At 64.1% G+C, this 24,504-nt stretch carries 28 protein-coding genes; 24 read left to right on the plus strand and 4 right to left on the minus strand.

The features are described 5' to 3' along the window. Positions 1–43: 43 nt before the first annotated feature. From U1701_RS16415 to U1701_RS16440, 6 genes are all read left to right on the plus strand, one after another. Positions 44–2,107: a ParB/RepB/Spo0J family partition protein gene (locus tag U1701_RS16415; protein ID WP_332783657.1), complete on the plus strand. Its 2,064-nt coding sequence runs from the start codon at positions 44–46 to the stop codon at positions 2,105–2,107. Positions 2,108–2,246: 139 nt separating this feature from the next. Next, on the plus strand, positions 2,247–3,170 hold the full coding sequence (locus U1701_RS16420; RefSeq protein WP_332783658.1) for an ArdC family protein: 924 nt from the start codon (positions 2,247–2,249) through the stop codon (positions 3,168–3,170). Further along, on the plus strand, positions 3,167–4,138 hold the full coding sequence (locus tag U1701_RS16425) for a phosphoadenosine phosphosulfate reductase domain-containing protein (protein WP_332783659.1): 972 nt from the start codon (positions 3,167–3,169) through the stop codon (positions 4,136–4,138). Before U1701_RS16420 ends, U1701_RS16425 begins: the two co-directional genes overlap by 4 nt. Next, positions 4,135–4,344: a hypothetical protein gene (locus U1701_RS16430; protein WP_332783660.1), complete on the plus strand. Its 210-nt coding sequence runs from the start codon at positions 4,135–4,137 to the stop codon at positions 4,342–4,344. Before U1701_RS16425 ends, U1701_RS16430 begins: the two co-directional genes overlap by 4 nt. 514 nt (positions 4,345–4,858) lie before the next feature. After that, positions 4,859–5,986, plus strand: a complete 1,128-nt coding sequence (locus U1701_RS16435) for a hypothetical protein (RefSeq protein ID WP_332783661.1) — start codon at positions 4,859–4,861, stop codon at positions 5,984–5,986. Positions 5,987–6,081: 95 nt separating this feature from the next. Further along, positions 6,082–7,638 carry a DUF6418 domain-containing protein gene (locus U1701_RS16440; RefSeq protein WP_332783662.1) on the plus strand — a complete coding sequence of 519 codons (1,557 nt, stop codon included), beginning with the start codon at positions 6,082–6,084 and terminating at the stop codon, positions 7,636–7,638. A 27-nt stretch (positions 7,639–7,665) separates the two neighbouring features. On the opposite strand, the gene U1701_RS16445 is transcribed toward U1701_RS16440, so the two are convergent. From U1701_RS16445 to U1701_RS16455, 3 genes are all read right to left on the minus strand, one after another. Beyond that, a complete protein-coding gene (locus tag U1701_RS16445) occupies positions 7,666–8,517 on the minus strand; it encodes a ferritin-like domain-containing protein (RefSeq protein WP_332783663.1) in 852 nt (283 codons plus the stop codon). A gap of 104 nt (positions 8,518–8,621) precedes the next feature. Next, positions 8,622–9,767: an acyltransferase family protein gene (locus U1701_RS16450; protein ID WP_332783664.1), complete on the minus strand. Its 1,146-nt coding sequence runs from the start codon at positions 9,765–9,767 to the stop codon at positions 8,622–8,624. Continuing rightward, on the minus strand, positions 9,764–9,946 hold the full coding sequence (locus tag U1701_RS16455; RefSeq protein ID WP_332783665.1) for a hypothetical protein: 183 nt from the start codon (positions 9,944–9,946) through the stop codon (positions 9,764–9,766). The genes U1701_RS16450 and U1701_RS16455 overlap by 4 nt, the downstream gene beginning before the upstream one ends. A 450-nt stretch (positions 9,947–10,396) precedes the next feature. On the opposite strand from U1701_RS16455, the gene U1701_RS16460 reads away from it, so the two are divergent. From U1701_RS16460 to U1701_RS16525, 14 genes are all read left to right on the plus strand, one after another. Then, a complete protein-coding gene (locus U1701_RS16460; RefSeq protein WP_332783666.1) occupies positions 10,397–10,693 on the plus strand; it encodes a hypothetical protein in 297 nt (98 codons plus the stop codon). A 272-nt stretch (positions 10,694–10,965) separates the two neighbouring features. Next, positions 10,966–12,501, plus strand: coding sequence for a hypothetical protein (locus tag U1701_RS16465; protein ID WP_332783667.1), 1,536 nt, complete (start codon positions 10,966–10,968; stop codon positions 12,499–12,501). Positions 12,502–12,671: 170 nt separating this feature from the next. Further along, positions 12,672–13,364, plus strand: a complete 693-nt coding sequence (locus U1701_RS16470) for a DUF4336 domain-containing protein (protein WP_332783668.1) — start codon at positions 12,672–12,674, stop codon at positions 13,362–13,364. 204 nt (positions 13,365–13,568) lie between these two features. Then, complete coding sequence (locus tag U1701_RS16475; RefSeq protein WP_332783669.1) at positions 13,569–14,204, plus strand: hypothetical protein; 636 nt, start codon at positions 13,569–13,571, stop codon at positions 14,202–14,204. 23 nt (positions 14,205–14,227) lie between these two features. Then, positions 14,228–14,839, plus strand: a complete 612-nt coding sequence (locus U1701_RS16480) for a DUF6927 domain-containing protein (protein ID WP_332783670.1) — start codon at positions 14,228–14,230, stop codon at positions 14,837–14,839. Beyond that, positions 14,832–15,776, plus strand: coding sequence for a hypothetical protein (locus U1701_RS16485; RefSeq protein ID WP_332783671.1), 945 nt, complete (start codon positions 14,832–14,834; stop codon positions 15,774–15,776). The genes U1701_RS16480 and U1701_RS16485 overlap by 8 nt, the downstream gene beginning before the upstream one ends. Continuing rightward, the gene (locus U1701_RS16490) at positions 15,769–15,996 is read left to right on the plus strand and encodes a hypothetical protein (protein WP_332783672.1); all 228 of its coding nucleotides are present in this window, start codon (positions 15,769–15,771) and stop codon (positions 15,994–15,996) included. The genes U1701_RS16485 and U1701_RS16490 overlap by 8 nt, the downstream gene beginning before the upstream one ends. Before the next feature lie 73 nt (positions 15,997–16,069). Beyond that, positions 16,070–16,381: a hypothetical protein gene (locus U1701_RS16495; RefSeq protein WP_332783673.1), complete on the plus strand. Its 312-nt coding sequence runs from the start codon at positions 16,070–16,072 to the stop codon at positions 16,379–16,381. Between the two features lie 216 nt (positions 16,382–16,597). Beyond that, the gene (locus U1701_RS16500; RefSeq protein ID WP_332783674.1) at positions 16,598–16,924 is read left to right on the plus strand and encodes a hypothetical protein; all 327 of its coding nucleotides are present in this window, start codon (positions 16,598–16,600) and stop codon (positions 16,922–16,924) included. 226 nt (positions 16,925–17,150) lie between these two features. Continuing rightward, positions 17,151–18,110, plus strand: coding sequence for a DUF2493 domain-containing protein (locus U1701_RS16505; protein ID WP_332783776.1), 960 nt, complete (start codon positions 17,151–17,153; stop codon positions 18,108–18,110). A gap of 175 nt (positions 18,111–18,285) precedes the next feature. Beyond that, a complete protein-coding gene (locus tag U1701_RS16510; protein WP_332783675.1) occupies positions 18,286–18,960 on the plus strand; it encodes an antitoxin Xre/MbcA/ParS-like domain-containing protein in 675 nt (224 codons plus the stop codon). A gap of 10 nt (positions 18,961–18,970) precedes the next feature. After that, a complete protein-coding gene (locus U1701_RS16515) occupies positions 18,971–19,546 on the plus strand; it encodes an RES family NAD+ phosphorylase (protein WP_332783676.1) in 576 nt (191 codons plus the stop codon). Between the two features lie 821 nt (positions 19,547–20,367). Further along, positions 20,368–20,787, plus strand: a complete 420-nt coding sequence (locus U1701_RS16520; protein ID WP_332783677.1) for a single-stranded DNA-binding protein — start codon at positions 20,368–20,370, stop codon at positions 20,785–20,787. 1,062 nt (positions 20,788–21,849) lie between these two features. Then, positions 21,850–22,014 (plus strand): hypothetical protein, encoded by a 165-nt coding sequence (locus U1701_RS16525; protein ID WP_332783678.1) that lies wholly within the window; start codon positions 21,850–21,852, stop codon positions 22,012–22,014. A gap of 139 nt (positions 22,015–22,153) precedes the next feature. Here U1701_RS16525 and U1701_RS16530 read toward each other — a convergent pair whose 3' ends face one another. After that, on the minus strand, positions 22,154–22,489 hold the full coding sequence (locus U1701_RS16530) for a hypothetical protein (protein WP_332783679.1): 336 nt from the start codon (positions 22,487–22,489) through the stop codon (positions 22,154–22,156). Positions 22,490–22,741: 252 nt separating this feature from the next. Here U1701_RS16530 and U1701_RS16535 point away from each other — a divergent pair, with 252 nt between their 5' ends. The 4 genes from U1701_RS16535 (at position 22,742) to U1701_RS16550 (ending at position 24,496) form a co-directional block, all read left to right on the plus strand. Further along, positions 22,742–23,137: a DUF3768 domain-containing protein gene (locus tag U1701_RS16535; RefSeq protein WP_332783680.1), complete on the plus strand. Its 396-nt coding sequence runs from the start codon at positions 22,742–22,744 to the stop codon at positions 23,135–23,137. A 248-nt stretch (positions 23,138–23,385) separates the two neighbouring features. Next, positions 23,386–23,538 carry a hypothetical protein gene (locus U1701_RS16540; protein ID WP_332783681.1) on the plus strand — a complete coding sequence of 51 codons (153 nt, stop codon included), beginning with the start codon at positions 23,386–23,388 and terminating at the stop codon, positions 23,536–23,538. A 113-nt stretch (positions 23,539–23,651) separates the two neighbouring features. Then, positions 23,652–24,221 carry a recombinase family protein gene (locus U1701_RS16545; protein WP_332783682.1) on the plus strand — a complete coding sequence of 190 codons (570 nt, stop codon included), beginning with the start codon at positions 23,652–23,654 and terminating at the stop codon, positions 24,219–24,221. Continuing rightward, positions 24,218–24,496: a hypothetical protein gene (locus U1701_RS16550; RefSeq protein WP_332783683.1), complete on the plus strand. Its 279-nt coding sequence runs from the start codon at positions 24,218–24,220 to the stop codon at positions 24,494–24,496. The genes U1701_RS16545 and U1701_RS16550 overlap by 4 nt, the downstream gene beginning before the upstream one ends. The last annotated feature ends 8 nt before the right edge of the window (positions 24,497–24,504 follow it).

Genomic DNA, 24,504 nt, shown 5'->3' on the forward strand with positions numbered 1-24,504 from the left:
CGACCGTCGGACACGGCGCGCCAATTCCAGATGGAGACGACCGATGATCCAGTCCGTGAAGGTCAAGAACCTGACGCTGTCGAAGGACAATGTGCGCAAATCCAACCGTGACGCAGGGATCGACACCCTCGCCGCGAACATCGCAGCCCAGGGGCTGTTGCAGAACCTGATCGTCACCCCGCTCAAGAAGGCGGGTACGTTCACGGTGAAGGCGGGCGGTCGGCGCTTGCGCGCGCTCCAGCTCCTGATCCAGCAGGGCACCCTCCCCGCTGATCACACCGTCCCGGTCCTCGTGCTGAGCGACGACGACAACGCGATCGAGGCAAGCCTCGCGGAGAACTTCCAGCGCGTGCCGATGAATCCGGCCGATGAATGCACCGCGTTCAACTTCCTGATCCAGAAGGGCATGACGGCCGAGGACGTCGCCAAGCGTCAGGGCGTGACCACCCGCTTCGTCGAGCAGCGCGTGCGCCTTGCCGAGCTGGCCCCGCCTGTCTTCGAGGCGCTCGCAGCCGGCGAGATCACGCTCGGCGTTGCGCAGGCTTACGCCGTCACCACCGACGTCGATCGCCAGACGCGCGTGTTCGCCCAGATGAAAACCTCCTACTACGGCGACAACCCCGACAATATCCGCCGCGCCATCCTCAACGGCACCGTCAAGGCGAACGACGCCAAGGCGCGCTTCGTTGGACGCGAAGCCTATGTCGCAGCAGGCGGTCGCATCGAGGGCGACCTGTTCGCCACGGAAGGCGATGAGAACTGGATCGACGTCGATCTGATCGAGACGCTCGCAGCTTCCAAGCTCGAAGCCGCAGCGGCCGAACTGGCGCGAGACCAGGGCCTCGCGTTCGTCACGCCGATCGCGGCGACGCACGTCCCCTACGACCTCGAGCGCCAGCTTCACGAGTACCACGCACCCGCCCGCGCCCTCACCGAGGACGAGACCGCGCGTGTCGAGGTTCTGTCGGCGGAGAACGACGCGCTGATCGAACAGCTCGAGCAGGAACTGCCCGACGGCAGCGCCGAAGCCGAGGCGGCGAACGCGCGCATCGAGGCGATCGGGCGCGAGCTGGAGACGATCGAGGACGCCCGTCACGAGATCGATCCGGCGCTTAAAAGCCAGATCGGGACGTTCGTCTATATCGGGTGCGATGGCGAACCCCGCGTCCACACCCGCCTCTTCAGCGAAAAGCCGGTCGTGGATCCGAACGCCCCGCCCAAGCAGTCGGGCGGCGCGGCCGGGGACGGCGATGCCGGTGACGGCGAGCAGGGTCCGAAGCTCAGCGCCACGCTGATCGACGAACTGGCGACGCAGCGCCGTCAGATCCTCGTCGCCCATATCGCCAGCGACCCGGCGATGGCACTCGACCTGACCATCTTCCTGATGGCGCAGAACGTGGTGTTCGAGCAGGCGCACATCCCGAACCACTCGACCTTGAAGTCGAGCGCCGCGGGCTTCCCGATCTTCGGGTTCCGCGACGAGGGATCGATGGCGTCGCAAACGATCGACGACCAGCGCCAGAAACTCGACACGAGCTGGGCGGGTCTACCGACCATGACCGCGCGGTTCGACGCCTTCCGGGCGCTCGATGACGAGGCGCGTGGCGCGTGGGTCGCATTCTCGATCGCACGTACGCTCGAGCCGACCCTCAACGTCGCCGAGGGCTATCGCAGCAACGGCTTCCACGACCACCTCGGTCGCCTCCTCGACATCCAGGTCGAGAATTGGTGGCGCCCGACGGCCGAGAACTTCTTCGGCCGGGTCAAGAAGACCGTCATGCTCGACGCGCTCGAGGAAATCGGAGGGCCGATCCTGCGCGGCCGCTACAAGGACGCCAAGAAGGGCGACCTTGCCGGCACCTGTGCCTCGCTGTGCAACGGCCAGGGCATCGTCGAGGCCGAGATCCGCGAGAAGGCGACCGCCTGGTTGCCCGACGCGATGCGCTTCGAGGCACAAGAGAAGGCGGCACGCGCCCCGTTGCGCTCGAGCTTCGCCGATGACGAGACCGGCAGCGATCCGGACGAGGACGAGGATACCGACGTCGACACCGGTGACGACGCAGTGATCGGTCACGAGGAAGAGGAGGATTTCAGCCAAGCGGCCTGACGCCGGCTTGCACATTTCGAGGCACCTGGGGGCGGCACTCTTCGCGCAAGTGTTGCCCCTCTTTTTGTAACCCGCAGCCGCCCTTCCAGAGGGGAGGATGCTCACGCGGGTTCGCCTCACCTCAATCAGGAGACCGATCGTGGCACAGACCACCGACAAGCCCTCGCCTGCCGACATCATCACCAACGCCATCATCGACAAGCTCGAATTCGGGGTGCGTCCCTGGGTCAAGCCGTGGCGCCCCGGCCTTGGCGGCCGTCCGCTGCGCGCGACCGGCGACCCCTACAAGGGCATCAACTGCTTCTGGCTATGGCTGTGTGCCGAGGGGGCCGGATACAACTCGCGCACCTGGATGACGTACAAACAGGCGCAGGCCCTTGGCGGCCAGGTCCGCGAGGGCGAGCGGTCGCAGATCGCGATCTTCTACAAATCCTACAGCAAAACCGTCGAATCCGTCGTCACCGGCGACACGACCGACGAGATGCGGCGCGTGCTGCGCTCCTACGCCGTGTTCAACTGCGACCAGATCGACGGGCTGTCACCCGACTTCTACCCGAGCCCTGTCAGCATCGTGCCCCCGGCCGATGCGCTCCCCGAGCGCGCGCAGCGCTTCCTCGATGCGCTGCCAGCAACCGTCCACACACGCGGCGATCGCGCGTTCTACGACCGCACCGCCGACAGCATCACCATGCCGCCCGTCGAGCTATTCTCGACGCGCGCCTACTTCGCGGCGACGCTCGCCCATGAGGCTGGCCACTGGACCGGCCATCCCGACCGGCTCGATCGCACGTTCGGCAAGCGCTTCGGCGACGACGCCTACGCGTTCGAGGAACTTTGCGCCGAGACGACCTCAGCGCTGCTCGGTGCCGATCTTGGTCTGCCGACGTCGCATATGGACGACCATGCCGCCTATATCGGCTCGTGGTTGAAGGTGCTGCGCAAAGACAGCCGCGCGATCATGACCGCCGCGGCGAAGGCCGAAGCCGCAGCCGGCTATCTGCTCCGCGCAACCGGCCTCGACGCCTCGGCCGAACCCGAGGAACAGATCCGTGAAGCAGCATGACCGCTCCGGCCGCCCTCCCCGACCTCGGCGCCTACCGGCGCTTCGTCGTGGCATTCAGTGGCGGCAAGGACAGCCTTGCCGCCCTGCTCCACCTCCTCAGCCTCGGCGTGCCGCCACACGCGATCGAGCTGCATCACCATGATGTCGATGGCCACGGCCCGACCTTCATGGATTGGCCGTGCACGCCCGCCTACGTCCGCGCGATCGCCGAGCATTTCGGCATCGCGCTCTACGTCTCGTGGCGCGAAGGCGGCTTCGCGCGCGAGCTGGCGCGCGCCGACGCGCCGACCGCCCCGATCGCGTTCGAGACCCCAACCGGTATCGGCCATGCCGGGGGCAACGGCCCTGCCGGCACGCGCGGACTCTTTCCCCAGACGTCTCCCGATCTTCGGGTGCGCTGGTGCAGCCCCGCGCTGAAGATCGACGTCCTCGCGGCCGCGATCCGGAATCAGCCGCGTTTCCTCGACGGCCGCACGCTGGTCATCACCGGCGAGCGCGCCGAGGAAAGTCCCTCGCGTGCGCGCTATGCGACGCTCGAGCCGCATCGCACATCGACCCTCGCGCGTGCGGTCGATCATTGGCGCCCGGTCCATGACTGGACCGAGCGCCTGATCTGGGACGCGATCGCGCAAGCGCGGATCTGTCCCCACCCGGCCTACGTCCTGGGTTGGGGCCGCCTGTCCTGCCGAGCCTGCATCTTCGGCTCGCCCGACCAATGGGCGACGCTCCGGCTCGTCTTCCCTGCCGCCTTCCGACGGGTTGCGGCTCGCGAAGCCGCGAGCGGGAAGACGATCCATCGCTCGCTCACCGTCACGCAGCTCGCCGATCGTGGCACGGCGTTCCCGGCTGCGACGCTCCATCCCGACGAATTGGCGCAAGCCGATGATCCGGTCTGGCGTCTCTCGATCCTGGCGGATCGCTGGACGCACCCTGCCGGCGCGTTCGGCGATCATGCAGGCCCGCCATGAACGCCGGCACGCGCCTCGATCTCATGGACCTGCTCGCTCCCACCCGGGAAGACCCGCTGTGGGAAGCCGAGAAATCGGGATGGCGCTGCTTCGTCATGGGCAACGATCGATGCCATTACCGCCGAGGGAGCAAGCTCCGCACGGCTTGGCAGTCCGGCTATGACGCGGCCTCACGATCGGCCGATCCTGTTGGCGGGATGCTGTAACGGCAGCGATCGCCCAAGCGCGATCGTTCAGTCTGTCTGTACGTGAACCAAACCAGCCATTCTGGCGAACCGCACGATTCCCGTTTTTCCATGTCTGGTTCGCAATTTTGGGAAAGTTCAATCGGGAACAGATTTTGGGAAAGCGGCCGTTTCGGCGGTGACGACACATCCGTAATACCTTGACCTTCCCGTCCTACGTTCGTTTGTGGGAATGCTGGAACCGCCGCTTTTGCCCGCAAGCGACGTTGGTTCCGACGCTGAGAGCCAACATTCTGACGCAGGGTTCCGACGCCTGCAAACCTACGGAAAAGTGTGGGGTTCAGTCGGTGTCGAAACCGCCGGTTTGACACCATATTTTGCCGGAAAATCCAGTGATCGCGGACTTAAGCTAACGATAGACTATTTAACAATAGACGGGGCACGCACGTTTTTTGATAAATCAAATCATATGCTTTTTTAGGTGGACGTTTTAGAAGATAGAGAACGTAAATCGCCGAAAGCATCAGCGCCACGCATGACCAAACCCATGACCTCCACGGACATGACCGCGACCCTGCAAGCCGCCCTTGATACTGCGGTCGCTGCCGGTATTAGCTGTGTTATTCCCGCAGGCGGACACCGCCTTTTGAGCACCGGCCTCGGCTATTCCAGCAACGCCAAAATCCTCATGGTTGGTGATCTGTACAACGATCACGGCCCGGCAGTCGGCACGTTATATTGCCTGACCAATCGGTCGCGCGGGCGCATGTCGAACGTAACGGTGACTGGCCTGGGCGGCGCGTTCGTTGGTGCTGCGTCCGATCCTGCGGGGGCCACGCGCAAGGGACTTGGCATCGTCGCCACGGACGGCTTCACGGTCGTGGGCGTCAAGACCGCGGGGCCGCTTACCGGGTTCGGCATGGAGATCAAGAACTCGACCGGCGGCCACATCAACGACCTGCATCTCGCGGCGGGCGTCAACAAGCCGGGTGCCGACGGCCTGCATTTTTTCGGTGCATGTAGCAAGGTCACGGGATCGAACATCCGCGTCCAGAGTGGCGACGACGCGCTGTCCTTCACGTCGGAAAATCAGGAATCGATCGACGCGTTGATGGAGCGGATCACGCTGACAGCCATGACGCTGAACAGCGCCGGCTTTTCGTGCATCAAGTTCTACACCAGCAAGACAACCGGCAAGGCGATCATCCGCAACGTCACGCTGACCGGGATCAAGGGGCGGATCACGCAGGGGCCAACTGGCTGCCCGCTGATGATGCAGAACGACGGCGTGAGCCGGGGATGCGTCATCGACAAGGTGACGATCGCCGATGCGGATCTTGATTTCGGCGCGGCGACCCAGGACGCCCCGACCGCGTATCTGACCGATTGTAGCAACGTCACGCTGCGCAACGTCACCCTGCGCGGCCGCCGCAACGGCCAGTTCCTTCGCGCGGTACGCTGTACCGGATTGCGAGTGACGGGCGAGGTCTGGGACACGATCGCCGGCAATTCGATGACCGACCTCGTGCAGCTCGAACATTGCAGCGATTACGACATCGACCTCGTCGTGCGATCCGCGACCGGAGCCCGGGTTGGATCGCTGCACGTCAAGAACAGCGGGACCGACGCGAAGATCCGCTACATCGGCATGACCGGAGCATAATCCTGTCCTTAGCGGCTCGGAACGTCGAGCACGGCCATGTCGCCAAGTCCGCGTTCAACCAAGCCATTTCATTTCATTTCACATCAAATGAAGCAATGCCACCGCGGGAGCAGGGTAGAAAAGGGCGTCGAAAAAGCGAGGACGATCTGGCAACTGCTGCACTCTTCAGGGATCGTTTGGCCCCGCGACAAACGCGCCATGCCGGGAGCGATCTGGCCTGGGGTGTACAGTTCGCTTCGCTCGCGGCGTCTCTCGGACTCAACTGGTATCTCGCTCAGGCAATACCGAGCGCGTTGTTCTCATGGACATCGCTCGGCCTCTTCGGTTGGCTGTTACTGCTGGTGGGCAGGATAAGCCCTGCCGGCCTGATTTTGCTGTTGCCGCTGGTCATTACGCGGGGGGCAACACTGCTGTCGTTGATGTTCATCGAGGCCGGAGCCTACATGCCGGAGGTCAACCGGCTGGGAGCGGCAGGTGACGCGAGTGCTTCGTTCGTAGCATTCACAGCGGTGTTCTTTCTCGTTTATGCCTATGTCTTCCGCACGTTTGAGCGCCCATTCCTCGCCTTCGTACGCTCACCGTTAATCGACAACCTAGTGGCTCTGCTCGGCTGGCCGGTCGTGCTGATCTGCATGGCTTTGGGAGCTATCGCCTTCAGTCAGGGTGCCCAAAGCGGATTTCCGCTCTTGCAGGGAGTCGACCGCTTCCTCTACCGCCGCGAGTTTGGCAGCCCCCTCGTTCTGATGCTCCTCGATCAGAAATTTCTGGTCGCCGCAATCCTTGGCTCCGTGGCCTTTGCGCCGCGTCATGCGCCGCTGCTCAAGACTGCCGCGATCATGACGCTGGCCGGGCTGACAGGCCTCTATTTCCTGTTCGGCGACAAGTTCTTCACTATCCTGACGCAGTTGTCGTTCTTCGTCATACCTCTGCTTCTTCAGCGGCTGGGCCAGCTCAAACGGACGATCCTGCGGTTGGCACCGCTGGCGGTTGCGATGCTGTGCGGTTCGCTGGGCGCGACACTCTACATCTATTCCGGCTATGGGCGCCTGCCAGTCGATCGCACCATCACGCTGGTGGGCGAGCGGATCGCCGGACAGGGCGAGTTGTGGTTCGTCGCGTCGCGAGATGCGCGGCAGGTGACAAACTGGGATGACACCCTCGTGCAGCGCTACAATGAGGCGCTGAGTGGTGAGGAGCCGTCCGAAACGGCGTCTGCCAAGGGCATCGAAACCTACTACTTCATCCATCGCTACTCCCCCTCGAAGCTGGCTGCGTCCTTCCAGAAAAGCCAGGGATGGGTGCAGCTCACCATGGGCTTCGAGGCCATGATATTGGTGATGTTCGGATATGTCGGCGTAGCGGTTGCGATGGCGCTGGCGGGTGCGCTGGTCGCATTGTTGTCGCTGTACCTTCGCCGCACGTTCGCCTCGGGCTTTCCGGTCAGCCTGTATTTCTCGGTCTGGGCGTATCTGCAGGTCTACATCACCGTGCAGCAGGCTCGGTTTTGGAGCATTGGCGCACCCGGGCAACTCAAGCGCATGTTGCTGTTCGCGACGTTCGAACTGGTGCTGCTCGCGATCAACCGCGGCCAGATTCTCGCGCTGCTGTCCCGCACTCGTGCCGCAGACCTGCATCGGGCACCCGCCCCATAGGGTGTTCGGCACCGAACGGCACCTGCCTCACGAAGCGAGGCCGTTGAACCCCGCAGGGAAGAAGAAGCCGATCGGGCAGTCCGCGGTTGGCGAACACTGCAACGTCATTGCTTGGGCCGGACTCCGCAGGAATGGGATCGGATTGCCCGCGGCATCGATCAAGTCCGCGCCATAAGCACCGCTCCCCGATGCCTGGCCGTCGCGGCGCGTGCCATCGGTCGCCAGCGCCTGCATCGCGCCGAGCGATGCCAGCGCACGCGCTATCATCGGATCAGCCGCCGCTTTTGTCTCAAGCAGGGATCGGATCAGACCACCGTGATAAATTGAATCGGCAAGCACGCCGGCAACAGTCGTGCGTGCGGTTGCACCGAGAATACCTAATAACAGCATCCGGTTGCAGGCGGCGACCTCGTTGCCGACCACGAACGCGCCGAGCAGGAACGCCGGATCACCCGAAAACGGATCGAACGTCGTCGTCTCGCCATTCAGTCGCGCGGCCCGCCCCGCGATGAAAAAAGCGCTATACGGCTCCTGGGTCAGATCGATCGACGGCTGGGCCGCTGCCGCGTTCCCTAGCGCGCTGCGCAGCGCGGCGACGTGTGCGACCTTGTCGCCAGCGATCTCATCTGCATATCGGGCAAGGTCAGGATCATGAAAGGCGATTTTGCGCCCACCGCGGGCGGAGCCCAGTTCACCGATCCCCGCGAGAAGATGCCGCGGCAGTCCATCGCCGGTGACGGCAATACGATGATACTGAGCACCAAGGTAGGCAAGGTTCAGCGCGACGTTCAGCCGCTCCACATCTCCTGCCGCGCCGGGTGCCGCCAGGGGAACGGTCGTCGACTTGCGATCACCAGTCGCAAGGTCAGGGCCGGTCATTACCGCAGACGCGGCAACGACGGCAGCGGAGGATATCGCAAGACCGAGAATTTCGCGCCGCCGGAGCAGGCCACCTCGCCGTGTCGGAGATAGGAAGCTGGCGGTCATGGCGCGAAGTCTCCTGCTGCTTCTTGGGGCGAGGCTGTCACCGCGCCGGTTGGCCGGTCGCCACTCAACCATCGCCGCATCGGCGTCTCGAACAAACGCAGCGATGCGATCGATACTACCGGCAGCACCACGAACCCGGCAGAGATCACCGCCAGATTCATCGCCTGCCCGCCCAGGCCCAGCCGCGGTGCCGCGACGTCCAGCACTGCCCAGGCGACGGGAACGTGCAGCATGTAGATCGAATAGGTAAGCTGTCCGAGCGGAGCGATTGCCCGGACGGTGCGCCCCGCGCGGCGTTGCTGGTCGGCAGCCAGCCCGAACAGCGGTATGAGATAGACGCATGCCACCCGAAAACCCGCGGGCGCTTCGGCGACCCTCAAGGCGACGAACAGCGCCAACGCAACCCACATCAGTGCCGGGGCCGCTGGCACCCGCCCAAGCAGATCGCGCCGACTGGCGAGCAGGCCACCGAACAGAAAGGCCGGGACCGCTCTCAACACGCCAAAATCATAGGATCGTTCGAACCAGGGCGGTCCGCCCCTGGCATTCAGACCTGCCAATGCAAACAGGACGATCAGCCAGACCAGCCAGGCCAACCGACCCCGCGCCAGCAGCATGGTCATGAGGGGGAAGCAGACATACATCGCCATTTCGGCGCTGATCGACCAGCTTGGCGTGTTGAAACTCAGGTCGCGGCAAATGCCGAAGGAATGCACAAGAAGCGCGGTCGGGACCAGGCACGACCAGTCCGCACTTGATCCCGTGCGCCCGAACCGTTCGGCCGCCGCTGCGATCACGCAGAAGAAGGCAAGCGTCAGCAGATGGAGTGGGAGCAGCCTGGCGACCCGCTTGCGCAGGAACCGACCATAGTCGTGCGGTCGCTTGATCCGTCCTCGGTACAGATCGAAAATCACGACGCCCGAGATTACGAAAAACAGGTCCACGAACTGCCCGAAGCCAAACAAAGCTTCCAGCTTAACCGGCGGCGAACGCCACGTGATCCATTCCTGATAGTGGAACGCGACGACCCCCGCTGAAGCGATGAACCGCAGGGCGTCCAAGTGCAGGAACCGGTCCGATTCAGGGCTCAGTCGAAAAAACGCGGCCAGATCGCCTAAAGCGCTACGCGACCCGACCTTCATTGTCCTGCGTGCCGTTTGCCTGCGCCGTTGCCTTCAGACGTGACCTCGGCAAACGGCTGCAAAAATTGTCGGCCGTCATATCGCTCGAATGGCGACTTCGGCGTGCGCGAGCTCGACCAGCGCGTAAGCGCGGCCGTCATCGGGCGCTCGACCCAGCTATACACCGCCAGCGCAATCACGATTCACCGCCTCCATCGGACGCGACATCTGCGCGGTGGTATCTTTGTCCTCATATTCTATTGGACCACATTTGCGTTCGACCGATTGCGTCAAAAGGCGCAGTTTACGTAGACCAGCTAGAGAATGGCCGAACGTCTGCACTGGGATGGCTAGATCATTGAAACGGCGATGGCTTTGGCTAACCCGAAGTCGTTATCAGCGTGCCACTGGGTCAACCAAAGATGTCAAAACCAAATCGTGGTGACACCACGCGGATACGTCGCTCCTTTCCGTTTTAGCGAGCAAGACGGGTTTCGGGAAAGCCGGCGCTTTCCCATTGAACGATCGATTCCGAGAACACCCGCGGCGTCTCTGCGCGTTCCTAATCGGGATCGCCGGACCGGACGACCTGCCGGTTGCGGACGTAGAACTGGCGGTTTAAAAGTTGGAAGCAGCAGGAGGATATTCGAATGATTGGAGCTCTTCGCGTATCGCTCGCAACCGTCCTCATACCTGTGGGTTTGTTGGCGGCTTTTTTCATCTGCTACGCGGCTTTCTATCCGGCGTTTTGGGCAGCAAGCGTCACCCCAGCGGGCAAGGCGTTTCAGATTGGAACCCTGCTTCTCGCGTTGGTGACTGCGTCTTTGATTTGGCGGAAGGAGCTTTTGGAGCGCCACCTATGGGCGGCCGGCCTTCTGCTCCCTGCCGGTTTGATCGTGATCATCACCGTGTTCGCTACGGCTTTTACGGCGCTTAGCGGCTTCTAAAGTCGGATTGCTTCTTAACCCGCGCATTCCCGGAATCCGATCGATTCCGGGAACGCCGATGCCGTCTCGCCCGCCGTTCGTTTGCGGGAGGACCAGGGCGGCGGAAGGTTGACCGCGTCGAGCCATACGGTGGCTCAGGTCTGACCTGTTCACGCACGTTGTTGCCGCTATTGTTCTCGGTCACGGTGGAAGCGCTTCAGGTATAGGGCGGCGCGACTGTTCAGGGAGAACATTCAGTGTCGATAGTGCGTCAGGGGGTCAGCATCGCAGCCATGCTGCTAGCAACCGGTGCCTACGCCGACACGCCGGGTCGCTCGACCATAACCGTGACGGCGAACGCTCGCGAAATGAGCGTACAATATGATCTGCCTCGCGAGGCGCGCTCCATCGCGCTAGCGAGCACTGCCGATGGCGCCGAGCGGACTGGCTGGACGTTCACGCCTGGTTTCGCCGCCGATGGCAGCTCAATCCGCCGCACCGATGGGGCGAGCTTTCGCCGCGCCTTGGTGACCATTTCACCTGACACGAAGATGATCGACCGTGTCTACCCGCAGGCATTACGGGTTGGAGAGGGTTGGCAACTCTACGTTCCTTACCTCCGGACAGCGTCCGGCGAGGCGCGGATCAAGGTCCGTGTGCCGCATGCCTGGATCGTTGCGCCGTCACGATCGCTGACCGGGACCCTTTACGTCGGGCCACGTGATTACCTTCAAGCCGGGATCGTTGCGGCTCCCGCCATACCGGGCGCACTTCGATCGCAGGTTGGGACGGCATTCGAGCGTGCCCGTGCCGTATACACCCGTCGGTTGGCGATAACGCCACCCGGCCCTCCGCTCGTCATCATTGCACTTGATCCGACACTGCGGTGGGGCTGGCGAGGCGACTCCACGCCGGGCGCCCTTTCCCTGCGGTTCGCTCCGGACGCCGTCAGCCGGCCCGTGTCGCAGGATCGCGTCGCGCGGTTCGTCGCCCATGAGCTGTTTCACGACTGGTGGCAGGGCAGGCTTGCCCTGCCCGATGGAGAGAGGGGGGCGTGGATCGAAGAAGGCATGGCAGAATACGCCGGCTTGCTCGCGAGCGGTGACGACGCGACAATCAGCGCGGAGTTGGCGCGGCACCTGAACGGGTGCAGCGACACGCTGGCTCCCGCAGGGCTACTTTCCGCGCCGCCAATTAGCGGGCAGGCGGTGTATGACTGTGGTACGGTGTTCCAATGGGTGCGCGACCTGCAACTTCGCCGTGTCAGCCACGGACGCGAGGACGCATTCACCGGCTGGTCGGATCTGCTTCGCCGCGCCCGCCGCACCCATGCACCGATCCCCTGGGCGGAGGTGATCGCGGTACCGGCAGACGTGGCGGGCACGGACGCTGCCAAGGCCCTTCTTGGTCTGGACGCAGATCGATGGCCTCGCCTCGTAGACGCACTGAACGGACTCGGCGCTCACGTGCTGCCGACCCAGGATGACAGTGAGTTGCGCATCGCGATCTTGAAGCACCTGCTGACGCTGGCGTGCCGCGATCGAATCGGCTTTTTCACTCAGGAGGGAAGCGTGAAGCTCGACACCGGTGACCGATGTGGACCTCTGAACGGCAATCCCGTGGTCGACGCGATTGCTGGGCACAAGCTCTTCACCGATGCCGCAGGTGCGTTCGATGCAGTTGCTGCTCTGTGTGCGTCCGATCGCCGCGTGTCGTTCGAGAACGAAGGCCGGGCCGTCGCCGAACTGTCCTGCGGCAAGGCGCTTCCACCAGCTCCAAAGCGCTGGGCCGTTCGGGCTTGGCGTTCGGTTGAAGGTGAGACCAGTTAGCAGGCGTGCGGGTGACAATCGAGTGCGACAGGAACTACCACGTTCGTCAGAAGCCCTTCGGGCGCGCGTGAGCGCCTTTCCCAAAACTCGATCGTTTGCGGGAATGGTGTTGCTCCGCCTATCCACCGCATCGAGTCCGTTCTAAAGTCCGGTTGGACGTGGGGGCGAGAATGCTGCGACAATTCGGTGAAGAAATATGGACGGCTAATGGGCCGACCGTCTCCGTTGCCGGGTTCGCCTATCCAACACGGATGATCGTTATCCGGCTGTCAAACGGCGCATTATTCGTCTGGTCGCCCACGGCATTATCCAGCGAGCTTCAAGCCGTCATCGATAGCCTTGGGCCGGTACGTCACATCGTCGCGCCTAACACCTTGCATCATATGTTCATCGGCGAATGGCAAACGGCGTACCCGGCAGCAGAATCCTATGCGGTGCCAGCATTGCGCGCCAAACGACCGGACTTGAAATGGGACCGTGACCTTGAGGACGCGCCCCCGCCGGACTGGTCGAATGAAATCGATCAGGTCGTTGTGGGAGGAAACAGGATCACGACGGAAGTCGTATTTTTCCACCGCCAAAGCCAAACGGCAATCTTCACCGACCTTATTCAACACTTCGAGCCCGGTTGGTTCAGAGGATGGCGAGCCATCGTCGCAAAGCTCGATTTTCTTACCGCGATCAGGCCAACCGTTCCCCGGAAGTTCCGAATGACATTTCGCGATCGGGAAGGCGCTCGAAACGCGGTGCAGCGAATTATGGCATGGCCTACATTGGCGGTACTGACTGCACACGGCGCACCAATCACACATGATTGCCGCGATGTGATCGCCCATGCTTTCGATTGGTTGCTTCGCAAATAACGCGCCTTTGCGATCCCGGTCGCTTTCCCATTCAACGATCCTTTTTGAGAAAAATTGGGCGGCGCTCGCAACGGCAGCTATCGCCATCGCCCCGCTGGAAACCGACCTGTCTGCACTCCACAATCTACGGCGCTGCTCTGACCGGACAGAGGAGAGGAAGCCTTCGGCCTTTTGAGCGCGCCCTGGCGCTCAGGAGGTTCGGCTATGTTCTTCGACACCCACTACCGCCACAACGAGGCGCTGTCTCCCGAGACGCTCGGCACCGTGCCCGCAGCGCTCCATGCCCTGAACGCGGGCGTCGACGACTGCCGGCGTGCCGGCAAGTCGATCGACCGCGATGCGTCGATCCTGCTGCTCATCCGCAACCTAGCGTCGATCGCCGAACGTAGTGCGCCTAGCACCAACGAGCTGCGGCTGCGCTGCGCTGAAGATCGCAACAGCATCATCGTCGGATCCGCGCTGCTCGACATCGCCGGCAACAGCGTCGCCGGCGACGCAACGGCGAAACGGACCTTCCATCGGCAGGCACGCCTCGCCCTCGCTTCGCTCGCCGAGACGATCGGCCTTGAGGCGCATGACGTCCGTATCGATACCGACATGGGCGGCATAGCGGACGATGGCACGACCGAGCTGCGCCACGCTGATCTCTCGATCCGGGTGCGGCCGCACAGCTTCCTCCCCGACAGCGAGATCACCTTCAACCGCTGCCGGGGCGGCGAATACGCTGGCCCGGTTCAACGCGCGCCGATCGCCGAGCTGCTGGACGTGAGCACGTTCCAGCGCCGGCTTACCGCGACGGTTGGCGACGTTGGCGCTCCGCGCCTCGCCGCTGCCGCCTGACCTCACGTCATCGGAGACTTATCATGGGTTGGCTCTTCATGCGCGATATGGGCGGCTACGCCACCCCGCGCTCGTATCTCGACAACCAGTTCACCTACCAGCGCGACACGCATCGCCTGACCGTGCTGGCGTCCGCCATGGTCGGATCGACCTATTACGCCGCTTGCGAGCGCCTCGCGGACGACGCCGAACGGATCGTGTTCGGCACCGTCTGCCTTACCAAGACCAGCACCGGCGCGCGTGACGGCTGCACGTTCGGGTACAAGGATATGGATGAAACGGTCGGGCCGAACGAGAGCGAGTGTCCGGCTGCGATCCTCGACGAGCTGACCGCCACGGACAGCGAATATGCCTTGGCCTGGCGCGCGCGGTGCCGCGCCAACCTGCTCGCGAAAAAGCTCGACCGGGCCAAGCCGACCCCGAAGCCCGGGCAGACCATCGTCTTCGATGAGCCCATGCGCTTCAGCGACGGTAGCGACCGCAGCCGCTTCGAGGTGGTCGCCAATCCCAAGGGCAAGACGCCGCTCTTCCGCGACCCGGAAAGCCGCGCGATCTGCCGCATCCCGGCATTTCGCAAGCGCGCCTACCGCATCGTTCATGCCACGATCGTCGTAAGGGACGCGGCCAGTGGCTGACCGCCCGCCCGTCATCGCGGCCTGGGGTGCCGGCGTCGATTCCACCGCCATGATCGTCGAACTGGCGACACGCGGCGAGCCCATCGACATGGTTCTCTTCGCCGATCCCGGCGCCGAGAAGTCGGCGACCTATGCCTTTATCCCCGTGTTCCGGGCATGGATGTCCGAACGCGGCATCGCGTCCGAAATCGTCCGTTACCAGCCCCGCAATTTCAAGCACTGGCCGCCCTATGCGGGCATCGCCGAGAACATGCTGACCAACGCCACCCTGCCCTCCGTGGTATTTGGTGGCGGGTCGTGCAGCCAGAAATGGAAGGCGGCCCCGCAAGATGCCTGGACCGCCCAGTGGGAACCCGCGCGCCGCTGCTGGGACGCAGGCGGGCGCGTGGTAAAGCTGATCGGCTACGACGCTTCGGGACGCGACACGAAGCGTTACCATCACGCCGTCGGGTGCGAGAATCCTCGCTACGCCTACCGCTACCCCTTGCGAGAATGGGAATGGGCGCGGGCCGACTGCGAGGCGCGCATCGCGCGCGCCGGCCTTCCCGTCCCGCCAAAGTCGAGCTGCTACTTTTGCGGCACCATCAAGCCCGACGAGGCGCTGGAGCTTTCACCCGAGGAGCTGCGCATCATCGTGTTGATGGAGGCGCGCGCCAAGCCCCGCCTCCGCAACGTCGATGGCCTGTGGCGCAGGCCGGTGCTTGGCCGTCGCGGCGCGACGCCCCGTCCCGGCAGCATCACCGAGTTCATCCGCGAACGCGGCCTCCTTTCACCCGCCGAAGTCGACCGCCTCATCGAGGACGCGCCGACCGCGCTGCTCGATTTCCAGGCGGCACAGGCTGCGCTTCCGCCCGAGCAACGCGCCCCGATGGGGCGCTGGCTCGACGACTTTCACCGCGCGTCCAACGCGCTGGCCGGAGACAGTCACCATGCCTAACCCGATCATCAAGCAATTCGTCGTCGAGGGATCCACGGCGTTTCCATTTGCCCTGCTTAACATCGATCAATGCTGGCCCGCGCGCGCCGCAGACGCGGCCGCGATCGCGGACCATGCGAGCGATGCCGATACGCGCCGCAAGATCATTCTCGCGACGGCCGCAAGATATGCGCCCAATCGCCAGGGCTGGATCGCTAGTGGCTGGCGCGTGATCGACTGAAACAGCCTCCCGGAGGGGAGGCATTCCTTGGACAGATGGACCTTGGGCTCATGCTTCAGAAAGGATCGTCACCATGCGCAGCGTTGCCGTTTACCTCACCGGGCGGCTCTATGGCGGTCCCGAGGAAGGTGGCTGGTGCTACGATGCCGGCGAACTCTGCACCGACCCGGCACTGACCGCCTTCGGCGTCACCTTTGCCGAGGGTCACGAGGACCGCGCTCGGACGATGGCGCTGGAGGTTCAGGCGCACCTTGATCGCGACTGGAACGTCGGCGATCACGCGCGCGAGATCAGCAGCGTCCTCTCCGCTGGTCGCTTCGAGGCCCGCGTCTACGACGGCTGGCCCCCTCTCGCCTTTCCGGCCGAGCGTCCCCGCTACGAATGACTCGAACCGCTTGGGTCTCCCATTTTGCCAACCTTCAGGAGTCCGGTCCCACGAAGACCTTCACCGTCCCCGTTCGAATATCCTGCCCATTACCGTGCGGGAATCACGGCCGAGGCGGAAGATGTCGTCAGCGCCTGCCGCTCCGCTTGTCGATGTGTCGCATCCGACCAACGGGTGGAAGATCCTCAATACGGAGCATCCCAATAATGTCAGCGCTTGTCGCTCAAGGTGCGGACGTCGTTTCTTGGCGCTTTGTCCGCCGATGGCGGCGCTGCCTCCGTCCTGCCCGTACCGGGCGTGTTCTCTGAGGTGGCGGCGGGCGCGGGCTATGCCGCGACCTGGAGCGAGGATCTCGTCGACCAGATCCGCATCACGGTCGATGCGATCGGCGCCGATGGAGGATTGCGGATCAACCCAGCGGCGATGGTCCGCCTCTGTGCAACGGGGCAGAGCATCCTCGACGACATCGCGCGGTCCGGGTTGAGCCCGACAGTTCCGAAGGCGGCAACAAGCGTGGTCACGTCTGCGCCCAACGCCACCTGACTTGCCGTAGCCTTCCGCCAGAGGGATGCGGCACATGGGTGGCCGCGAGACCCCCGCAACCGCAAAAATCCGGGCCGAGTTGCCGCTTTACGGCTGCCCGCACCACCCCGGTTTTTGCGGTTTCCCTCCGCTACGCTCCGGTGCGGGCGCCTCTTATTCGGCCGCCCAGGAGGTGCGCATCCGGCGGATAGGCCGCCGGCCTCGATCAGATGAAGGGCTTGACCCCATGACCACTTCCCTCGCTGCCGCACTCTCCGCTCTGGAGCTTGGACACCTCGAACCCCGCGCCGAAGACGTTTCGGGCATGTGCCCGCCCTCGACCGACGCACTGGAGCAGACCACCACCGCCATCTGGAGCGACCTGTTCGCAACCCTCCAGAATACGTCGCTCGAACGCGACATCGAGGAGATGGGCTGGGGCCTGGTCAACCTCTTCCACCGGGCCGCGGCCAAGAAGCACGCGACCATCGACCGTCTCACCGACGAGATCAGGCTCCTCCTGGCCGAGCAGGACGGTTCGGAGATCAACACCGCCAACCTCGAGGACAAGATCGACCTTGCCAAGAAGATCGAGGAAGCCGCCACCTGCTACGAACACATGCGCGACACCGCAGCGGCACACTACATCCGCGAGACCGGCCGTTCCTGGATCCCGTCGACCGGCAACCGCATTTCGCTCGGGGTGACGTCGGCAATCGTTGACGGACGTGCCTTCCTTCAGGCTCGCCGCGAGCGGGTCCGCGACGCCAACACGGCACAGGGCACCCCGATCGTGTTTGCCGGGGGACGGCTGACCTTCCGGACCGACGAGGACATGAAGGCGTTTGGCGACAACCTGCTGCGCACCCTGGGTGCGGTTCGGGAGCGAGTCGGCGACATGTATCTCGTCCATGGCGGCGACATGAAGGGGATCGAGCGCATCGCGGCGTCGTGGGCCGAACAGAACGGTATCCAGCAAGTCCGTTTCGGTCTCGATCGCAAGCTGGGTGATCGTGCCGGCTTCCGTCGCAATGAGCAGATGCTTTCGCTGAAGCCCCGCTATGTCATCGCCTTCCAGGGCAACGGCGTGACCGAGCGATTGGTGATCGACGCCAAGAAGGCCGGCATCCGCGTGGTGGATCGTCGCGGTCCGCTCGGCACCCCGCCCGCAGCGCAGAACGCTCAGCGCGACCGACAGGTCGCCTGAGCTAAGGCTTGGCCGCTGGCACGCCAGCGGCCTTTGCCCGTTGCGTTTTGTCGAAGGATTATCGACCTCGCACCCCCGCGAACATCGCGTTCAGGAGAGCCAGCACCTGGTTCCTGTTGATGATGGACAATCCGTTCAATCTGCACTATGTGGGCAATGACAGTTGGAGGCGATGATGAGCGAAGCGGCACTGACGTTGGACGTGGCTGAGGTGCAGGCCGTCCTGCGTGGACGCAACCCGCGCGCGCCGGCCGCCGAGATCAAGACCATGGCCCGGATCGTCTCGATCGCGGTCGACGTCATGTCGGGGCTTCCGGCGGTCAATCTGCGCGGGGAGGCCCGCGAGCACAAGCTGCGCGCGGCGCTGGAGCAGGTCGCTCGCCAGTTCATGCCGGCCGAGACGACGAACGAGCCCGTTGAGCGGACGCGGGGCAGCGGTCTTGGCGAGGTGATCAGCCTGAGCGAAGGGCGTGCCCGTCTCGCCGCCTATGCTGCCCCGAAAGCGATCGAAGACTGGGCGGGACCCGTGGGTGGTGCCAGCGACATCGAGGCGCAGATCGGCGTCAAGCGAACGACGCTCAATACTTGGTACAAGCAAGGCGCTGTCATCGGTCTGCTCCGCGGACAGCGCAAGCTGGCCTATCCGCTCGAGCAGTTCATCGACGGCCGTCCCCTCCAGGGCATCGCCGACGTCCTGGCGGTCGCGCCCGACGCGCGCTCGGCATGGCTTTGGATGCGGCAGCCGCACGGCGCGCTTGACGGAGAAACGCCGCTCGCGGCCCTGCGCGCGGCAAGACAGGACAAGGTCAGCGCGGTTGCCTTGCGGGACTTCGACCGCGAAATCGACTAATCGCGCGGGAATGGCGCTCGACCCGAAGATCCTCACATCGCTGACCCGCCGGGTCGAGCCGGCCGACTATTTACGTGTCACGCCCTGGGCGCGGCGTAGCACGCCGCTCGGCATGGGCTTTGGCGAGACCCGGTTCGCCAGTCCCGGCAAGGCCTTCAGGCTGCTCTACATCGCCGAGGATCTCGCGACCTCTGTCGCCGAGGCGATCATCCGCGACCGTTTCGAGGGAAAGACCGTCCGCGAACTGGCGCAGTCGGACATCGCCGATTGGGGCGTATGTGCGGTTTCGGCGACCCGGCCGCTCCGGCTGCTCACGCTGCGCGGCGACGCCTGCTTCAAGCTCGGAATCTCGACCGACATCGTGGGTGCCAAGCGCCACGATGAAGCGCGTGCCTTCAGCCAGGCGTTGTATGACACGACCGATCTCGACGGGATCATCTACCACTCCCGGCTCCGCAAGAAGAACTGCATCGCGATCTACGACCGTGCAGTGACGCCTGGATTGAGCGCGCAGCCAGTGGTCCAGCTCAAGCGGCTTGCCGCTCTGGTCCCTGCCCTCAAGACCCTCAAGACCGCCCTGATCTGACATATTGCGGGTTTATGGCGAGTTTGCGGCTCAGGTCTTCCTGGCGTCTCCCGGCGTAGCCGAGACCTTCGCTCTATTCCGCTTCACGTCACCGAGCCCGTGTCGGTCTCGGCCCTGTCGGGTGACGATCGACTGACGGGGGCGCTGCGCCCAAATTGCGATTCCGACCCAGAGCGGTCCCGTGGGGCGAGGCCGGAGGCTGCTCCAAGCCGTGTGCCTCTCGGACAGGGCGCACATTACCTCACCGCCATGGTCTCCAGGCCGGCTTTACCGCGCGATGCCAAGGAGGGATGCCCTGCCGGCATCACGACAGCCGCGCTCGAGACCTGTCGTCTTGGCGGGACGCTGCGCAGCACGGACCATCCCATGGTCATCTCGACACGCACGACACACGCGCCGTGACGGCGAAGACGGCACCAAGGTCCACGCCGCAACCATCACCCTTCATGACCGCCACTGGTGCAGGGCGGACGCATCAGCGAGGGAGGGTGTCAGAGCCGCCCCGGGTAGCTGGATCGAGGCACGATGACACTGCCGGACGAGCGACGCGACAAGGGCGTCCTGCTTCCCGGATCCTTGTCCATTGCCCGCCAGTGGGGTCCATCCCCTCTCTTTCCTGAACGACCTAATCCGGCCGTCCACCCCCTCCAACCCGCGATCATAAGGGCCGAGTTGCCGCTTACGCGGCTGCCCGCACCACCCCTTTGATCGGGGTTCCCCTTCGCGTCTTCGCGCTTTCGGTGGAGAGGCCGTCCTGGCCGTCTTTTTTGGTGTTCAGTCGAGGGGACGAACCCCCGGCGAGCACAAAAAGGAACCTCGAAATGCAGAACCTCGTCATCCTCGCCGGCAACGTCGGCGCCACGCCTGAAGTCCGCACCACCCAGGGCGGCACCAAGATCACCAACTTCTCCCTCGCCACCTCGCGTCCCAAGCGCGACCAGGACGGCAAGACCATGAAGGATGGCGAAGGTCGCCGGGTCGAGGACACCGAATGGCACCGCATCACCTGCTTCAACGGCGTCGGCAAGACCGTCGCCCAGTATGTCGAGAAAGGCCAGAAGGTCATGGTCCGGGGCCGCATCCACTACACCCGCTGGACCGACGATCAGAACATCGAGCGCTACGGCGTCGAGATCATCGCCGACGAAGTGACCTTCCTCTCCTACGGCAAGAACCGCCAGCAGCAGCAGGGCGGCACGCAGGACCACGGCGGTCTGGAGGACGATGACGTCCCCTTCTGACCAAGGCAGAACCGGCCCGGAGCTGACGCTCCGGGCCTTTTCCCGTGTTCACCGCTCCGCGTCTCGCGTCCGCTCGCAGGAGGTGAACGGCCTAATTTTGAGTCATGGCCATCATGGCTGATCTTCTCACCGTCCGAGAATCCATCCACCGGCTTGGCCCCATCGTTGCATGCGCAGCAGGCGTCGGGAGCCTGACGACTAGCCCGCGAATTTTCGCCGCAAGGCTTCGACTTCGGCACGATAAACGACGGCCGCTTAAACGTGGCGCCTTTAGCGCTTCACACCACGCGGCCGCGCGTCCTCCGTCAGTCGAGACACCCTGTGGATGTGCCGTAGATCGGACATACCGGTTTCTAGCGGCCAACCCGGTGCTCTGGTTCAGAAGGCTTCAGAACGCGTCCTGCCGGGTGGCGACGCTAGCGTGAAGACCTCGAAGCCACTTCGCCATCGACGGCATAATTGCCTGTTGCCGGAAGGCACCATTTCCCTGTCGTCGATCTGCGCCAATGGATCGATGCCTGACTGCCGGTATTTCAAGGTGCAGGTGCGCGCGAGTGAAACTCCACCGTTAGTCCGGCGTCTCCCGGCATAGCCAGGACCGTCGCTCTATTCCGCTTCGCTCCTCCGAGCCCGTGACCGGTCTCGGCCCATCCGGGTAACGATCGACTGACGGAGCGCAGCACGGAAACTCCTTTCCGAAAAGCGGCAACATCCTGCCATCCTGTTCGGGCCAGCGCGGCTCTGCCGCCCGGCGAACTCTCCCCATCGGCGTCGGCACGCAGTGTGGCGGGCGGAATGGGCAGGCCTCCAATATCCTCGCGTGGAAAGCGTCACCGGCGATCCAGCGCTGAGCGCAGCGCTCCGGGCAGACGAGCTTCACCCTGCTCTTGAGGCGCAATCCTTGGGCCGGCTCAGGGCCTAGTACGATCAACCCGCAAGGGGTCCGGGCGCTGCGCTACGGCTTTCTTGCCGGAGGCAACAAAGTGATCGCGGCCCCTCCCCGTCCTGTCGGGCGCCTGTCGAGCGGGGATGAACCCCGTCGGCTTCACAGGAGCCTCGGACATGTTCAACGATATCTGGATCGCCCGCAAAAACGCTTTGAACCTCGCACGAACGCTGATGGTGGCAACTATGGTCATCGCCGTCGGCACCCAATACGCCGTCATCACCGCCGAAGATCACGACATCTCGCTCACGATCGTCAACGAATACGATCCCTTCGCCTGACCAGGGCGGGGCGACGCCCCCGCCCTTCGGACTTGTGAGGAAGTTTGCACGTGCAAACTTTTGCAGGGAGCAGCGCCATAACGCGGATAATGCGAACCACGCCGATGCGGTCCGCCGAAGCGTATGATGCGGCAACACCCTATGGGTTGAGCGCAGCGGCGGTCCTCGCAGGGGGTAGCATCGCGATCTCGTCGAGCTGGCCGCGGTCGCTCAGCATGATCCGCCACGCCTGACCGTAGGACCATTGCGCCATGTAGAACGCGCGACCGGTACATTCGACGAGCCGACAGTCTTCGCGTCGATCGATCAACGATCCGTCAGGCCCGTACCTTGCGAGGATGTCGGCGAGATCGACCCGCATCAGTGCACTGCACCCTGGGCAGCGCGTCCGCACCCGCGAGTTGGTGCGCGCCAGCAACCCGGTCGAACGCATCCACCACGGCCACAAGGTAATGATCGGTGCCACGGTCTGCATGGTTGCCAGACTAGCCGCGGTCCCGACCGCTCGTCCAGCGCGATACCCTGTTCGTCACTGTCTTGGACGTCCCAGGTCGCTCCGGGGCTTTCGGGCTCTGTCCTCGCCGAGGCGCTCTCCAGCGCAAGCCCGCTGGCGCGGGCTTCTCCACTGCGTGCGACCCGTCGGGTGCGCCGGAACGCTATGCCCCGGCAGTCCGGTCGCCTGTCGAAAGGCCCCGATCGACGGGGTCTGGGACCCAAGGAGACGAACATGGTCGACATCCCCAAGCCTTCGCGCAGCATCGGACCAGCGCGATCCGCCGTCATCGCAGGGCTGAACGACGAACTGCGGCAGAACCCGACCCAACCCGGTGCCAATCGCGTGCTGGTGTCCAGCGGCGTGGCGACCTTGATCGGTGACACCAGCCTGTTCCGGGGCTTTCGCAAGCGCGCAGAGCTGCTGCGGGCGGTCCGGGACTTCGACGCCTTTCCCGTCGGCGATGACCCCTATGGCGAACGTGACTTCGGTGCACTCACCTTTGCCGACCAACGCGTGTTCTGGAAGATCGACTATTATGACGCGAACCTGGTGTTCGGCTCAGAGGATCCGACCGACCCGGCACTGACCACGCGGGTCCTCACCATCTATCTCGCCTCCGAACATTGAGACGACCAGGATCCCGGCTCCGTCGGAGCCGGGGTTTCCCGCTGTTCGCGGGAAACAAGACGTTCTGTCATCGACGCTTTTCGAGCATGACGGCCGGGCGGGACCGGCGTCAAGGATCGGCGGTTCCCCCAATTTTCTTCGAAAATCGGCTCCCCCACCGCCCGCTGGCGCGGCCGCGTACGCGGTCCTTGACCCCTGCCCCACCCGACCGTCCCGACGCCTCCGGTTCAATCCAACAGGAGATTCACATGCTCGACCCGATCGCACGCCACGCAGCCTGGATCATGGATCTGGCTGCAATCAACGCGAACATCGACCGCAGTGGCATACCGGCACCAATGCGGCGCCCGGGCTCGAAGCGGCAGCGTCCCACCAAGCGCGGGCCCTGGTGGGAGGAGTGAGCGGCACCCTTCCGATCCTTGGCGAGCCACCCGGAGAGGATTGCACTGGCCGAGCGCGTGTGCGACCTGTAAACAAAGTATCGCGACACTTAGTTTACAGGACACGAGACGACGTGCTGATCGGCTATGCCCGAGTTGGAGCTGACGAGCGAAGCCTCGCGACGCAGGTCGAGGTGCTGCGTGCGGTCGGCTGTGCGCAGATCTTTGAGGATCGCGCCGTCAATGGTGATACGTCCGTCAAACCGCAGTTTCTTGCCGCGTTGAACGCCTCGAGCGCAGGCGACGAGATCGTGGTATCGCAGCTTGACCGGGTGGCGCAGTCCTTCGGCGGCCTTATCGAGGCGATGCGGAGCCTGCAGGACAAGGGCGTCGCATTTCGCTCGATCCGCGAGGGGATCGAAACGGTCACGCCTGCCGGCCGATCATTTTTCCATACGATCGGGGCACTGGCGACGTTCGAGCGCGACATTGAAGCGCAAGCATCAGACGACGGGCAGGCCACGCCACCCAGCGGCATCAAGCGTATCGGTCGCCCGCCGCGCATCACGCCCGAGCGTTGGGAAGAAGCGCTTTTGCTATTGCAGGGGGATCCGCCGACCCCGGTCGCGGCCGTTGCCGAACGCCTCGGCGTCACCCGGCAAGCCATCTACAAACGCCTCAAGGACGAGGGAGTCGGGTCATGATCGATCGATTGCGACGGATGCTGCATGGCACGGCAGGAGTGATATCGGTCGCGCTGACGATCGGCGAGGTCCTGTTCTGGGGCCTCATGGCGGTCCTCGTCCTGTCGATGGATCAGGCGATGATGGGGGCGGTCGGGCTGTTGCTCGTCGCGATCCTGATCGGTCGGCTGGGTATTGCGCGCGACCGTCGTGGCGCTGCCGAACGTGAACTAGAATTCTGGCCGCTCAACCGCCGCATGCCTCACGGGTGCGACGCTTGGCACCAGCGCGGTTAGGAGCAGCA

The sequence above is a fragment of the Sphingomonas rhamnosi genome (assembly GCF_036663615.1).
Taxonomy (GTDB): Bacteria; Pseudomonadota; Alphaproteobacteria; order Sphingomonadales; family Sphingomonadaceae; genus Sphingomonas.